The sequence below is a fragment of the Psychromonas sp. B3M02 genome, assembly GCF_003318165.1.
Lineage (GTDB): Bacteria > Pseudomonadota > Gammaproteobacteria > Enterobacterales > Psychromonadaceae > Psychromonas.
On record NZ_QOCB01000110.1, the window covers coordinates 73,849 to 87,718 of the forward strand.

Consider the following 13,870-nt stretch of genomic DNA (forward strand, 5'->3'; position numbering starts at 1 on the left):
AGCGACTCTGTTACACAGGCTTAAAGGTGACTTTATATTCTCCTAAACCTTTGTAAGTAACACCCATAGTGTTGATTGGTACTTCAATTGCTCCAGCGTAAGAGCCAGTAATAATTGCTTGACCCTTTTTGAAGCTAACACCTCGTTCGCGCATAAAGTTGATTAGCCAATAAACTGCTTTATGTGCCGAAAGATTAGGGTGCTTACCTTCATACCCTGTTGTTGTGGTATTGCCATTTTCATCAGTTGTTTCAAAAGTGATATCAATAGTACCCGCATGGTATGCTTGTTCTTTAGTGATTTCTGGGCCAACAAAAATACCTTGGTTGAATAAGCAGTCTGCTAAATTATCAAAGAACACACGATTATCATCAGGTAGGTAACGACGTTGCATTAATTCTAAAGCCATATGGCATGATGCGATGGCATCATCGACTTCAGCGTCAGAATAAGCGTTATCACGCGCTGGTAAGTCTTGACCTAATACAAAGGCAATCTCAGGCTCGATAAGCGTTTTACCTGGCTCAGTTGATTCTACTAAACAAGTTTCGCCTTGTTGTATTGTTCCTTCTAAAACTGGTGCCACCACCATCTGCTCAGGATCAAGAGGCACTAAACATTTCCATCCACCAATTGCTTTCTCACTCTCTTGTACAGTGGCAAATTGAATTGCTAGTGCATCATCTAAGTTGGTAGGGCGAATTGCTGCAGCAAGCAGATCACCTTTTATGTTGGTTTTACGTCTTGCTAGTAGTTCTTGAGCAGCCGCAGTACAAGCTTCTTGGGTTAATGTTTTAGTCATATTCAGTCTCTTTAATCAGGTTATTGAAAGTGAGTTGTTGGCACATAATAACGGCTATGAAATGAAAAAGTTAGTATTTGTATGACTTTTTAGGAAGTTTGTTATGAAGCGCAGATTTATCTGAAAAAGTGATAAGGTATTAAGAATAGTAAAGCCTATTAACTGAGTTAGTTAATAGGCTTTTCATCTGCTATTTCTCGTCGTCGATTAATAGCTGAGTCGCTTGAATATTATGTTGTTGTAAAAAACCCAGTAATTTTACCATATATTGCACATCGGAGGTTTTATCTGCGGCAATAATCCATTCTGTATCAGGCTTTTCTTGTACCGTTTTAATTAAGTGTGTTTGAAATGCTTCCCAGTTTGGTAGTGTTTCACCATCGATTGCCCAACGTGGCTCAGTCGCCAAGATGTTTATCGTTACTGCTTTATTATCAACAACCTGTACCGCACTTGTATCAGTGGTGGGTAAGTCAACCTGTAGTGATTGCAGCTTGATATTAGCCGATAGCATTAGAAACACCATCACGATAAAAATAATATCTAATAACGGCGTTAAATCTACCTGTACTGACTCAGATTCATTTTTAGCTTGGCTGCGTATCACGATTGTACTTCCTGGTTGGTCGCTTTTACTTTTGGTGCACGTTTTTGGTCAGGGAAGTCCACACCTTGTAGCCATAAATTACAGAAATTAAGTGTAAACTCTAGGCGGTAAGTTACTTTATCAGCCCATAAACCTAATAGTTGTGCGCCACAAATAGCTGGTAGTGCAACTAATAAACCGGCAGCGGTAGTACGCATAGCAATACCTAAACCATCGGCTAGGTCATTTGGTGTCACTGAACCTGTGGTTAAGGCAATGGCTTTAAACATTTCGATTAAGCCCAGTACCGTACCAAGTAAACCTAGTAACGGACTGATCATGCCGATCAGCGCTAGCATTTTTAATCCACTGCGAAGTTCTTGGCGTTTATCTTGTACCCAGATACTCGCGGTGTCTTCACGTAGTTGTTGGCTAAAGTGTTGGTGAGCAAATAACATCGACATGCCACGTTTTGCGAGATTTTTCTCAGTTTTTAAACGAATGCTTAAGGATTGTAATTTCTCAGTTTGTTTTGGGTCGTGATGCTCTAGGATTTTAATGATCTCTTTTTTGCTTAATGAGCCTGAACTGATCAGTTTTAATAAACGCTCACTAATGATCATTAATGTCAGTACAGAGCAAATAATAAGAGGCCAAGTCATTAAGCCTAGTTGTTCTTGTAAAATAGTAAATAAGGTCATGATTAATCCAGTTGAAAACTAATAGGTATGTAAATTCGGTGAGCAATACGTTTGCCGTTAACAATATGAGGAGAGAACTCCCATTTTTTAATGGCTTTTAGTGCCGCTACATCAAGCACTTTTGCACCCGATGAGTCTTTTAATAATAATTTCGTCTGCTTGCCTTTTTCATCTAACCAGACTTCATAGGTAACAGTCCCCTCTATTCCTCTGCGTTTTGCCATACGAGGATACTTTGGTGGTTTAGGTGTACTTAAAAAGCGACTTTTTTGTATTAATTGTGGTTTACTTTGTAACTCATTGCTTTGTTGAGCCACTTTTTCTTTAGTGATCTCGATTTTATCTTTGAGTACAGGTGCAGGAGGAGCAGGTGTTGATTTGACCACTTCTTTTGGCGGTTCGACTACTTTCTTTGGTTCTTTTTTTGGTGTTGGTTGCTTTTTAACAACCTTTTGAACCGGCTTAGGAGTCTCTTTTTTGATCTCTTTTGGTTTGGTTTTTTGTTTAACAATACGCTTTTTCTCAGTCGGTTTGACTGGTTTTTTGGCTACCGGTTTAGGTGTTGGTTTAACTACTTCTTTTGCTTCAACAACTGGCGGTGTTGGTGGCTCTACTTTTTTAGGTTCAACTTTGGCTGGTTTAGTAAAGCTAATACTCACACTTTGCGTTTGTTGAGAGAGTGGAATAGCCATTGCAGGTTGATCTAGCAAAGGCGAAAAAATTAAAAAATGGATCGCTACTGATAACAGTCCTGCACAGAGATAACGATACATAAAAAAACACCCCAAATACGAATAACGAAACGATACCTATTATCAACTAAAACAGGAGTGATATCAATTATCATTCATAAAAAGTTTAGTTGTTGCTGAGTGGGGGGAAGGAAGTAACAAGGACGATTTGTAGTGAGGTATAGTTGACCCTAAATATTTACTTATATTTAGGGTCATTTGGTTATCTAAAACTTATAACCGATAGTGATATTAGTTTGAGTTAATTCGATTTCTTCATCAATTAGATCTAAGAATTCAAAATTTACTTCTGATTTATTAAAGCTGATATCAGTATAAAAATTTTGATACTGCATGCGTAACCCTAAACCATAATAAGAAGTCGTATCATCTATAAAACTAAAACCTTCTACTTCAGAGTTAAAAGATTGCACTCCACCTGTAATATAGGGCTTGATGAAAAAGCTTTCTCCAGTATTAAAAGCATAACCTAAGTCGGCACCTAATCTAGCAGCTTTATTTTCTATATCAATACCATCTTCAGTATCAGTAGTCATTTCATAAGACAAATTTATACCAATAATTTTATTAAAGTCATAGCCAACTTCAATTTTGAATCCGTCGCCTGCATCTTCATCCTCTAGCTCGATTTCAGAGTATCCTAAACCAATTCTTGCACCGCTAAATTCATCTGCAATTACTGACGTTGATAATGCAGCTCCTATAAGCCCTAATGTTATTAGTTGTTTCAATGTAAAGTCCTATTTTATATGAGAAACTTATGCCATATGACATCAAGTAATTTTCTCTTAATTGTCAAAATAAAGCAAACTAAATGTATTTATTATAGGTTTATTTAATTGATTATAAAAGAGCATCTGTATTCGAATTGCTTAACTGTTAAACTACAGCAATATGCCTTTTAGATTGTTTGGAAATTACTATGTCATCTGTTGTACTTAATACCCTTGAAGATTTTTACCATTTACTATCACAAAGCCTTAATGATAATCAGATGGTGAAGTTGCTATTAAGTAAATATAGAGGGGCAGACAAAAGCTTAAACCGACTTAGTATTCGCCCAATAACATTACAAAATGAACCTGTATTGAGTTTTGTTTATGAGCATCAAACTAATCATATTACTAAAAACCATTCTTACGCAGCTGCATTAAATGAGATTAATCAATTAGTGGGTGAAGATTTTAAAAGTGCTTACCTGACATTATCTAACGTTGAAGTACAAATTGAGTTTAGTAAAAAAGGCAAACTTAAAATTTCTCATCATAAGGCAAAACAAGGGCAAGCAGTGGCTGCAACGCATAACCGACAAAAGAATCGCTTTGTCGATATTCAACGCCCATTTTTAACTGCACTTAAAGTGACTGATAAGCAGCATAAATTAATTCCTGCTATGTCTAACAAATGGAAGCAGATTAATAAGTTCATTGAGATATTCAGTCAAGCATTAGAGGTTTCGCCTCATGATAAAAGCACACCATTAAATGTTGTTGATTTTGGATCTGGTAAAGGTTACTTAACTTTTGCTATTCACGATTATCTTCGTCATACCCTAAACAATGATGCGCAAGTGACGGGTGTTGAGTTACGTCAAGCATTAGCAGACTTATGTAATGAAGCAGCACAAACGTTAGATCATCAGGGTTTAGACTTTGTATGTGGTGATGTTAAAACCCATGCACCTAAGCAGACTGATGTGATGATTGCCTTACATGCCTGTGATGTAGCTACTGACTATGCTATTCATTATGGTATTAGAGCGAATGCCAGTATTATTATGTGCTCTCCATGTTGCCATAAACAGATTCGTCCACAGATGCAAAGCCCTGAGTTGTTTCAACCTATGTTGCAGTATGGCGTTCATTTAGGTCAACAAGCGGAAATGGTAACGGATTCACTACGTGCGTTATTATTAGAAGCTAATGGCTATACCACTAAAGTGTTTGAATTTATTAGCTTAGAGCATACCAATAAGAATAAAATGATTTTGGCTGTTAAGAAAGACAAGGTTAATGAAAAAGAGCAACAGCAGTTATTAAAGCAAATTGCAGATATTAAAGACTACTATGGTATTTCAGATCATTGTTTAGAAACCTTATTAGCTGAAAGCGCTTAATGTAATTGATATAAGGTAAGTAATAGAAGGGCAGGGTGATACTACCTTTCTATTATTGTTCAGCAATGAGATTAAAAAGTATGGCGTTGTTTAGCTAGGTTAACGATTTTCGCGATCTCTTTATTTTCATCTATTAATATACCTTCCTCTTTAAGCAAGGCAATTTTCTTAGCGGTCCCCAATGCAAACTTACCTATAGCGCCATTACTATTCACCACTCGATGACAAGGTACTATGATTGGCGTTGGGTTGCTGGCCATTGCATTACCTACTGCTTGATAAGCTTTACCACCAAGTTGATGTGCTATATCTGCATAGGTCACCACTTTACCGCGTGGAATTTGCATTAATAATGCATAGCACTGTTCATTAAATGATTTATTTGAATCCATTGATCTCTTTCTCCGTTAAAAAGCGCGATTCACCTAATGCTAGTTCAGGGTCTAGTTGTACTGCGCCAATTTGTTCACGGTGTAATTCAGTAACAAAGTTGCCTACTGCAGCAAACATACGTTTTACTTGGTGGTATTTACCTTCGCTAATGGTTAATAGCACTTCTGTTTCTGTGAGCAGTTCAAGTTTGGCTGGTAAACAAGGTTGTGGTTCGCTTTTTAACTGTATACCTTTAGCGAACTGTTCAACGGTACTTTGGTCAACGGGTTCTTGTAAATGAACACGATAGCGTTTTTCACATTTTTTGCGTGGGCTAGTCACTTGGTGTGACCATTGGCCATCATCGGTGATTAATACTAAGCCTGAGGTATCTGCATCTAATCTGCCTGCAATAAATACGTTTTGCTTTTTCTCAATTTCAATTAAGTTTAATAAGCTAGGCATCTGTTCATCAACATTAGAGCTGATGAAACCAGGTGGTTTATTCAACATAAGGTAACGAAACCCACGAATGTTGAGTACTTGTCCTTTCATTTCGATAACATCATCGGCTGTCACTTTGTAAGCGCCGCTGCGTAACGTACCTGCTTGATTATTGATCATGCCTTTACGGATAACATTTTTAGCTTCGCTTCGTGTCAGTTCTGTTGATTCACAGATAAATTTATCAAGTCTCATTATGATGTGTTGTCTCTTGGTTGTGAGTAAGTAGCTCGCAGATACAGTCTTTTATATATGCTTGTGCTTGTTTTTGTCCGGTGAATTTATATTGCTTTACTAAGTTCGCCCAACTCTGGTTTTGAATTACTTTTGCAATGATACAATCTTGCTGTTGTTGAGTTAATGCTGTTAATGAACAATGGTAAATTAACTCAATAAGTAAATATTCTACATTTTCATAGCTGCGATTGGCATTTATATAAGCAGATAATGCATTCACAATATCAGTCGATGTACTTTTATCTATTAATTGTGGCCATAATACTTGGATTAGACCAGGCTCCAATTGTTGTAGTTGTCTAGGAAGTTGCACTTTTACTTGCTGTGTAAATGCGTGGTGAATGGATTGATGTAATTGTTTACCTGGTTCACTAATGGGTAAATTGACCATGAACGAATGTTGTCCACTGCTTTTATCTCGTTTAGTGCCAATGCGTAATACTTGCATCCCTTGCTTTAACCAAAACGCTAGCAGTCGCTGATCAGCTGAAAAACTTGCACATAGATGGTCAAACTCTTGTTGAATAGCCCAGTTTGTTATCCAGTTAATCAATTCACTGCCTAAGGTTTTGCCTTGTAATTGAGGTTGAACGGCAATACGTTGTATTCTCGCGTAGCACTGTATTGCGGCATGTTCAAAACCACTGTGAAAAGTGAGTGATTGCGCAACCAAGTGACCCTTAGGACGTCGCTTACCTTGATATATTTGTTCACTGATACTTTGAGAAAATCCACCTTCATGATTAATCAGGGCGACTGCTAATACTTGTTGTGACTGTTGCATCACTACGATTGATAAATCTGGATCATTTAATAGCGCGGATAAGTCAGAAGGTTTAGTTTGGTAATGTGCACTGACCAATAATGAAAATATCTGCTTAAGTAATCTAGGTGATTGTAATAATTGCGCTGAGGCAACTAAACCGATTGTTGGGTTATCACTGCTGAATTCTTGATTTTTGTTTTCATCATCGACTAAGCATAAGGTCGATAAAGTAAAGGCTTCAACCGGATCATGATTTGCCCATCGAATAGCTTGAGATAAATGGTGACTACGCCACTCTGGCGCTATTTGCTGTAACTGTTGTTGAAAGCGTAACGCAAAACCACGTCCTGAACCTTCATATCCAAATTGTGTACTAGAAAAAATCACTCGTGAATAACGTTTAGCAAAGGTAATTAGTAGCTTTAGAGGAATAGCGGCTGCTTCATCAATAATTAACAGGTCACATTTAGGTTGTTCGTCATAAAGAGCATCAGGCGCAATAAAGGTTAGAAGTGAAAAATCAGTGGCGACTTTAAGTGTAGCCTTAGCATGCTTATATAAGGTAGTCACAGATTGCTTGCTAGGCGCACAAACTAAAATATTACTTACACCTTGATTAATAAGGGTAGCGGCTGCGATACCTAATGCAGCAGACTTACCTCGACCACGATTAGCGGTTAACACTAAGGGTCTTCTACGATGACCGGTTTGCGTTTTGATAATATCTTGAATCGCTTGTTGCTGTTCATCTAGATTTAACTGTACAGCTTGATGTTCTGGATTGTGGCTGGCCTGCTGGTCAATAAAAGGTGCACTGCTGATATGTTTGCTGATACAGGGAAAAGCATGTTTATTAAATGCTGCCTTTATATAGCGCAAGAAGTTATCTTGTATTTCACTTGGTAGTAGCACAATAATCACGCCACCTCCACAAACTGCACCTTCTGCTGCGGCAAACATATTCGCATCAAACCCTTGCTGCATATTTAATATCAATAGCGCAATATCTTGGCCTAATAGCTGAGCATAAGGAATACTCCTCATAGAGGAGGGGGCTTGACCACACCAATGGTAGTCTTCTGTTTGTTGTTCGAGTATCTGTTGTGTCTGTGTAAAGCACCAAGTTTGACTACCTTGTAAGCACATTAACTGTCTATGGTTGGCTCGTTCAGCTAGTTGTTTCTGTTGTTGGTATAAGTGCAGGTGAGCAGACACAGGAGATCCTAATTGGTTAAAAAGTAGTAAATAAAGGTAAAATGTAACATAAAAAACAACAACACAGTCTAGTAAGGGTGGGATCTATTGTTGAAAAGTCACTTGCAGATCCTTTTGCATATTTTTTACACAAAACAGTAAGAAGTGCTTGCCATAGTCCACGGATAGTGTATTATACGCGCACTTGCCAATAAGGCAGGTGGGTTTTTAAGCCCATAGCCAGATAAGAATATTGGTTATCGAAAATGTCTCCCGATTGGGGAGCTACTAGTTTGAATATACACTTGAGATCTATCTAGGATAGATTGTCAGGTGTATATTTGTATGTTGTATTTTTAACTAGGAGTTTTGGTCCATGCAGAACCAAAGAATCCGTATCCGCCTTAAAGCTTTTGATCACAAGTTGATCGATCAATCAACGGCGGAGATCGTTGAAACTGCAAAGCGCACAGGTGCTCAGGTACGTGGTCCTATTCCACTACCTACTCGTAAAGAGCGTTTCACAGTACTAACATCACCGCATGTAAACAAAGATGCACGTGATCAGTATGAGATTCGTACTCACAAGCGCTTGATTGATATCGTAGAACCAACTGAAAAGACTGTTGACGCACTAATGAAGCTAGATTTAGCTGCTGGCGTTGATGTTCAAATCAGCTTGGGTTAGAAAGGAGTTATCGTAATGACAATCGGTCTAGTAGGTCGTAAAGTTGGTATGACTCGCATCTTTACTGAAGATGGTGTTTCTATCCCAGTTACAGTTCTTGAATGTTCACCAAATCGTGTTACTCAAGTTAAAACACTTGATACTGATGGCTACCAAGCTATTCAAGTAACAGCTGGCTCTAAAAAAGCAAGCCGTGTAAACAAGCCAGAAGCTGGTCACTTTGCGAAAGCAGGTGTAGAAGCTGGCCGTGGTCTTTGGGAGTTTACTCTTGATGACAACGAAGGTGCAGATATCAAAGTCGGTGCTGAGCTAAGCGTTGAGCTATTCAACGAAATTAATAAAGTAGATGTTACTGGTCAATCTAAAGGTAAAGGCTTCCAAGGCGGCGTTAAGCGTTGGAACTTCTCTATGCAAGATGCGACTCACGGTAACTCTATAAGCCACCGTGCTCCAGGTTCAATTGGCCAATGTCAAACACCTGGACGCGTATTTAAAGGCAAGAAAATGGCTGGTCACATGGGTGCTGAGCGTGTTACGACTCAAAACCTTGAAGTTGTACGCGTAGACATTGAACGCAACTTACTGCTCGTTAAAGGTGCAGTAGCTGGTGCGAAAAATGGCAACGTATTCATCAAACCTGCTGTTAAAGCATAGCCGAGGAGTTAGTAATGGAATTGGTATTGAAAGATGCACAAAGTGCTCTTGAAGTTTCTGACACTACCTTTGGACGTGAATACAACGAAGCCCTTGTACATCAGGTAGTCGTTGCATATGCAGCTGGTGCTCGTCAAGGTACTCGCGCTCAGAAAACCCGTAGTGAAGTTCGTGGTGGCGGTAAGAAGCCATGGCGTCAAAAGGGTACTGGCCGCGCACGTGCAGGTACAATCCGCAGCCCAATTTGGGTTGGTGGTGGTGTAACTTTCGCAGCTCGTCCACAGGACCATAGCCAGAAAGTTAACAAAAAAATGTACCGCGGTGCAGTAAGAAGTATTCTTTCTGAGTTAGTTCGTCAGGATCGTCTAATCGTTGTCGAGAAATTTACTGTTGAGGCTCCTAAAACTAAAGAGCTTGCAGCTAAATTAAAAGACCTGGATCTTAAAGATGTGTTAATCATCACTGAAGAATTAGATGAAAATCTATTCTTAGCAGCGCGTAACTTATACAAAGTTGACGTTCGTGATGTTCAAGGCATTGACCCAGTTAGCCTTATCGCGTTTGATAAAGTTTTAGTAACTGCTGATGCAGTGAAAAAGATTGAGGAGAGCCTAGCATGATCAGTGAAGCACGTTTACTGCAAGTTATTCTAGCTCCGCATATCTCTGAGAAGGGAACTTTGTCTGCTGAAAACCATAACACTATGGTATTCAAAGTTGCAGGTACTGCGACTAAAGCAGAAGTCAAAGCGGCAGTTCAGAAGTTATTTGATGTTGAAGTTACTGGTGTTCGCACACTAAACGTGAAGGGTAAAACCAAGCGTACAGGTCAACGTATGGGTCGCCGTAGCGACTGGAAAAAAGCATACGTTACTCTGGCTGAAGGTGCAGATATTAGTTTCGATGGCGCTGAGTAGAGGAATTATAGATGGCTATTGTAAAATGTAAGCCTACGTCTCCAGGTCGTCGCCACTTAGTTAAAGTGGTAAACAACGATCTGCATAAAGGCAAGCCATACGCACCACTTTTAGAGTCAAAATCTAAATCTGGTGGTCGTAATAATGGCGGTCGTATTACGGTTAGACATATTGGTGGTGGTCATAAACATCATTACCGTATTGTTGACTTTAAACGTAATAAAGATGGTATCCCAGCAAAAGTTGAGCGTTTGGAATATGATCCAAACCGTAGTGCAAACATTGCACTAGTACTTTATGCTGATGGTGAACGTCGTTACATCCTTGCCCCTAAAGGCATGGTTGCTGGTGATGTTATCCAATCTGGTGAAGATGCGGCGATTAAAGCGGGTAACTGCTTACCAATGCGTAACATCCCAGTAGGTACAACAGTACACGCTGTAGAAATGAAGCCTGCTAAAGGTGCACAAATTGCACGTTCAGCTGGTTCTTACAGCCAAATTATAGCTCGTGATGGTGCTTACGTTACTCTACGTTTACGTAGTGGTGAAATGCGTAAAATCCCTGCTGAGTGTCGTGCAACAATCGGTGAAGTTGGTAATGCAGAACATATGCTACGTCAACTAGGTAAAGCTGGTGCTACGCGTTGGCGTGGTGTTCGTCCTACCGTACGTGGTGTTGTAATGAACCCAGTAGATCACCCACATGGTGGTGGTGAAGGTAAAACAAGTGGTGGTCGTCATCCTGTTTCTCCTTGGGGTGTTCCAACTAAGGGTTACAAAACTCGTAAGAACAAGAAAACTGATCAGTATATTGTTCGTCGTCGTAATAAGAAATAAGCAGAGGTATCGCCATGCCACGTTCTCTCAAGAAGGGTCCTTTCATTGACCTACACTTGCTGAAGAAGGTAGAGAAAGCGGTTGACAGCAACGAGAAAAAGCCTATTAAGACTTGGTCTCGTCGCTCAATGATCATTCCAGATATGATTGGTCTAACTATCGCTGTCCATAACGGGCGTCAACACGTGCCAGTATTTGTAACTGATGAAATGATCGGTCACAAACTGGGTGAATTTGCACCAACGCGTACTTACCGTGGCCATGCTGCGGATAAGAAAGCGAAGAAATAGAGGTTATTATGGAAGCTTTAGCTAAACATTTATATGCTCGTTCTTCAGCACAGAAAGCGCGCCTGGTAGCAGACCAAGTACGTGGTCTTCCAGTAGAAAAAGCACTAGAACTTTTATCATACAGCCCTAAGAAAGCTGCTGTATTGGTTAAAAAAGTTGTAGATTCTGCAATTGCAAACGCTGAGCATAATGAAGGCGCTGATGTTGATGAGCTAGTTATCACAAAAATTTGTGTAGACGAAGGTCCAACAATGAAGCGTATCATGCCGCGTGCGAAAGGCCGTGCCGATCGCATTATGAAGCGTTCTTGCCATATCACAGTAGTGGTATCAGACAGGGGTTAAACAATGGGACAGAAAGTTCATCCTAACGGTATTCGCCTAGGTATCACTAAAGCATTTAGCTCTACTTGGTATGCAGGCAAAAACGATTTTGCAGATAACTTATACAGTGATTTTCAAATCCGTAAATTCTTAACAGAGAAATTGAAAAATGCTTCTTTGTCTAAAATTACTATTGAACGTCCAGCGAAAAGCGTACGTGTGACTATTCACACAGCTCGTCCTGGTGTTGTAATCGGTAAGAAAGGCGAAGATGTTGAATTGCTACGCACAGCTATTGCTAAAATGGCCGGCGTTCCAGCTCAAATCAATATCTCAGAAGTTCGTAAACCTGAACTTGACGCAAAACTAGTAGCAGATTCAATCTCTTCTCAGTTAGAGCGTCGTGTTATGTTCCGTCGTGCTATGAAGCGTGCGGTACAAAATGCTATGCGTCTAGGCGCTAAAGGTATCAAAGTTCAAGTTAGTGGTCGTCTTGGTGGTGCAGAAATCGCTCGTGACGAATGGTATCGTGAAGGCCGTGTGCCGCTACATACTCTTCGTGCCGATATTGATTACTCAACATCAGAAGCATTGACTGTTTACGGTATCATTGGCGTTAAGGTTTGGATCTTTAAAGGTGAAATTCTTGGTGGTTTACCACTTCAACAAGAAGAACAGCCAGCTAAACCAAAACGCAAAGGTCGCGGTAAGTAGGAGAAATACGCTATGATGCAACCAAAACGTATGAAGTTCCGTAAAATGATGAAAGGCCGCAACCGTGGTCTTTCTAAAGGTGCGGAAGTCAGCTTTGGCGAATTTGGACTAAAAGCAACTGGTCGTGGTCGAATTACTGCTCGTCAAATCGAAGCAGCACGTCGTGCAATGACTCGTCATGTTAAACGTCAAGGTAAAATCTGGATCCGTGTGTTTCCTGATAAGCCGATTACCAGCAAACCGTTAGAGGTTCGTCAAGGTAAAGGTAAAGGTAACGTGGAATATTGGGTTGCTCAAACTCAACCAGGTAAAGTTCTTTATGAAATGGAAGGTGTTCCAGAAGCATTAGCTCGTGAAGCATTTGCTCTTGCAGCAGCTAAATTGCCAGTGGCAACAACTTTCGTAACTCGTAAGGTGATGTAATGAAAGCTAACGAACTTAAAGAAAAAAGCGTTGAAGAGCTTAATGCTGAACTTCTAAACTTATTACGTGAGCAATTTAACTTACGTATGCAGTTAAACACAGGTCAGTTAGAAAAGCCGCACTCAATTAAACAAGTGCGTCGTGACATTGCCCGTGTTAAGACTGTACTAAATCAGAAGGCAGGTGCGTAATGAGCGATAAAAACACTCGTACTCTTCAAGGTAAAGTAATCAGTGCAAAGATGGAAAAATCTATCGTTGTAGCTATTGAACGTAAAGTGAAGCACCCGTTATACGGTAAATTCATGAAGCGTACTACTAAGCTTCAAGCACATGATGAAACAAACCAATGTAATGAAGGCGACTACGTAGAAATTACTGAATGTCGTCCTCTATCTAAGAATAAATCTTGGACATTGGCTAAAATCGTAAGCAAAGCATAAGTAACTGTTTTCAGTTAGTTAAGTTTGTTTACATAAGCGAAACGGTACTCATTTGATGAGTGCCGTTTTTTTAGACTATCTTTCTAAGAAAGTTGGTGGTATGATGCCGCTCCCTGAAAAAAGGGAACACGACTCATTAGAGAGTATCAATAGTAAATAGCGGAGCACTATAATGATCCAAATGCAAAGTGTGCTAGATGTCGCCGACAATAGTGGCGCTCGACGCGTAATGTGTATTAAGGTCCTTGGTGGCTCGCATCGCCGTTATGCAGCAATCGGTGACATCATCAAAGTTTCTGTGAAGGAAGCAATTCCTCGCGGTAAAATCAAAAAAGGTGATGTTCATTCAGCTGTGGTAGTGCGTACCAGAAAAGGTGTACGTCGTCCCGATGGTTCTGTTATTCGTTTTGATCGCAACGCTGCGGTTATCTTGAATGCAAACAACCAGCCAGTCGGTACACGTATCTTTGGCCCTGTAACCCGTGAACTTCGAAATGAAAATTTCATGAAGATTGTTTCACTGGCGCCAGAAGTACTGTAAGGAACCGAAA

General features: G+C 39.9%; 21 protein-coding genes. 13 read left to right on the plus strand and 8 right to left on the minus strand.

Features of this window, described 5'->3' with window-relative positions; genetic code table 11:
- Positions 1 to 10: 10 nt before the first annotated feature.
- From DS885_RS11990 to DS885_RS12010, 5 genes are all read right to left on the minus strand, one after another.
- Positions 11 to 802, minus strand: coding sequence for a fumarylacetoacetate hydrolase family protein (locus tag DS885_RS11990; RefSeq protein WP_113819666.1), 792 nt, complete (start codon positions 800 to 802; stop codon positions 11 to 13).
- A 190-nt stretch (positions 803 to 992) separates the two neighbouring features.
- On the minus strand, positions 993 to 1,409 hold the full coding sequence (locus DS885_RS11995) for an ExbD/TolR family protein (protein ID WP_113819667.1): 417 nt from the start codon (positions 1,407 to 1,409) through the stop codon (positions 993 to 995).
- A complete protein-coding gene (locus DS885_RS12000) occupies positions 1,406 to 2,089 on the minus strand; it encodes a MotA/TolQ/ExbB proton channel family protein (protein WP_113819668.1) in 684 nt (227 codons plus the stop codon). Before DS885_RS12000 ends, DS885_RS11995 begins: the two co-directional genes overlap by 4 nt.
- Positions 2,090 to 2,091: 2 nt before the next feature.
- Positions 2,092 to 2,862 (minus strand): energy transducer TonB, encoded by a 771-nt coding sequence (locus DS885_RS12005; RefSeq protein WP_113819669.1) that lies wholly within the window; start codon positions 2,860 to 2,862, stop codon positions 2,092 to 2,094.
- 185 nt (positions 2,863 to 3,047) lie between these two features.
- On the minus strand, positions 3,048 to 3,572 hold the full coding sequence (locus tag DS885_RS12010) for a porin family protein (RefSeq protein ID WP_113819670.1): 525 nt from the start codon (positions 3,570 to 3,572) through the stop codon (positions 3,048 to 3,050).
- Between the two features lie 191 nt (positions 3,573 to 3,763).
- Here DS885_RS12010 and DS885_RS12015 point away from each other — a divergent pair, with 191 nt between their 5' ends.
- Entirely contained in the window at positions 3,764 to 4,957 is a 1,194-nt protein-coding gene (locus DS885_RS12015; protein WP_113819671.1) for a class I SAM-dependent methyltransferase, read from the plus strand.
- Positions 4,958 to 5,028: 71 nt separating this feature from the next.
- On the opposite strand, the gene DS885_RS12020 is transcribed toward DS885_RS12015, so the two are convergent.
- From DS885_RS12020 to DS885_RS12030, 3 genes are read right to left on the minus strand one after another with little or no spacing between them, the layout of a single operon-like run.
- Positions 5,029 to 5,349: an MGMT family protein gene (locus DS885_RS12020; protein ID WP_113819672.1), complete on the minus strand. Its 321-nt coding sequence runs from the start codon at positions 5,347 to 5,349 to the stop codon at positions 5,029 to 5,031.
- The gene (locus DS885_RS12025) at positions 5,336 to 6,028 is read right to left on the minus strand and encodes a pseudouridine synthase (protein WP_113819673.1); all 693 of its coding nucleotides are present in this window, start codon (positions 6,026 to 6,028) and stop codon (positions 5,336 to 5,338) included. Before DS885_RS12025 ends, DS885_RS12020 begins: the two co-directional genes overlap by 14 nt.
- Positions 6,018 to 8,051, minus strand: coding sequence for a tRNA(Met) cytidine acetyltransferase TmcA (locus tag DS885_RS12030; RefSeq protein ID WP_258546903.1), 2,034 nt, complete (start codon positions 8,049 to 8,051; stop codon positions 6,018 to 6,020). The genes DS885_RS12025 and DS885_RS12030 overlap by 11 nt, the downstream gene beginning before the upstream one ends.
- A gap of 355 nt (positions 8,052 to 8,406) precedes the next feature.
- Here DS885_RS12030 and rpsJ point away from each other — a divergent pair, with 355 nt between their 5' ends.
- The 12 genes from rpsJ (at position 8,407) to rplN (ending at position 13,860) form a co-directional block, all read left to right on the plus strand.
- A complete protein-coding gene (gene rpsJ, locus DS885_RS12035; protein WP_025563085.1) occupies positions 8,407 to 8,718 on the plus strand; it encodes a 30S ribosomal protein S10 in 312 nt (103 codons plus the stop codon).
- Between the two features lie 15 nt (positions 8,719 to 8,733).
- Positions 8,734 to 9,372, plus strand: coding sequence for a 50S ribosomal protein L3 (rplC, locus tag DS885_RS12040; protein ID WP_113819674.1), 639 nt, complete (start codon positions 8,734 to 8,736; stop codon positions 9,370 to 9,372).
- Positions 9,373 to 9,386: 14 nt separating this feature from the next.
- Positions 9,387 to 9,992 (plus strand): 50S ribosomal protein L4, encoded by a 606-nt coding sequence (gene rplD / locus DS885_RS12045; protein WP_028869307.1) that lies wholly within the window; start codon positions 9,387 to 9,389, stop codon positions 9,990 to 9,992.
- Positions 9,989 to 10,288 carry a 50S ribosomal protein L23 gene (gene rplW, locus DS885_RS12050; protein WP_113819675.1) on the plus strand — a complete coding sequence of 100 codons (300 nt, stop codon included), beginning with the start codon at positions 9,989 to 9,991 and terminating at the stop codon, positions 10,286 to 10,288. Before rplD ends, rplW begins: the two co-directional genes overlap by 4 nt.
- A gap of 11 nt (positions 10,289 to 10,299) precedes the next feature.
- Positions 10,300 to 11,127, plus strand: a complete 828-nt coding sequence (gene rplB, locus DS885_RS12055) for a 50S ribosomal protein L2 (RefSeq protein WP_113819676.1) — start codon at positions 10,300 to 10,302, stop codon at positions 11,125 to 11,127.
- 14 nt (positions 11,128 to 11,141) lie between these two features.
- Positions 11,142 to 11,417 carry a 30S ribosomal protein S19 gene (gene rpsS / locus DS885_RS12060; RefSeq protein ID WP_113819677.1) on the plus strand — a complete coding sequence of 92 codons (276 nt, stop codon included), beginning with the start codon at positions 11,142 to 11,144 and terminating at the stop codon, positions 11,415 to 11,417.
- Between the two features lie 8 nt (positions 11,418 to 11,425).
- On the plus strand, positions 11,426 to 11,761 hold the full coding sequence (gene rplV, locus DS885_RS12065; RefSeq protein WP_113819678.1) for a 50S ribosomal protein L22: 336 nt from the start codon (positions 11,426 to 11,428) through the stop codon (positions 11,759 to 11,761).
- Positions 11,762 to 11,764: 3 nt separating this feature from the next.
- Positions 11,765 to 12,454 carry a 30S ribosomal protein S3 gene (rpsC, locus tag DS885_RS12070; RefSeq protein ID WP_113819679.1) on the plus strand — a complete coding sequence of 230 codons (690 nt, stop codon included), beginning with the start codon at positions 11,765 to 11,767 and terminating at the stop codon, positions 12,452 to 12,454.
- Positions 12,455 to 12,466: 12 nt separating this feature from the next.
- Complete coding sequence (rplP, locus tag DS885_RS12075) at positions 12,467 to 12,877, plus strand: 50S ribosomal protein L16 (protein ID WP_025563077.1); 411 nt, start codon at positions 12,467 to 12,469, stop codon at positions 12,875 to 12,877.
- Complete coding sequence (gene rpmC / locus DS885_RS12080) at positions 12,877 to 13,068, plus strand: 50S ribosomal protein L29 (protein ID WP_028869303.1); 192 nt, start codon at positions 12,877 to 12,879, stop codon at positions 13,066 to 13,068. The genes rplP and rpmC overlap by 1 nt, the downstream gene beginning before the upstream one ends.
- Positions 13,068 to 13,319 (plus strand): 30S ribosomal protein S17, encoded by a 252-nt coding sequence (gene rpsQ, locus DS885_RS12085; protein WP_113819680.1) that lies wholly within the window; start codon positions 13,068 to 13,070, stop codon positions 13,317 to 13,319. Before rpmC ends, rpsQ begins: the two co-directional genes overlap by 1 nt.
- Before the next feature lie 172 nt (positions 13,320 to 13,491).
- Positions 13,492 to 13,860 (plus strand): 50S ribosomal protein L14, encoded by a 369-nt coding sequence (gene rplN, locus DS885_RS12090; protein ID WP_025563074.1) that lies wholly within the window; start codon positions 13,492 to 13,494, stop codon positions 13,858 to 13,860.
- Positions 13,861 to 13,870: the final 10 nt, after the last annotated feature.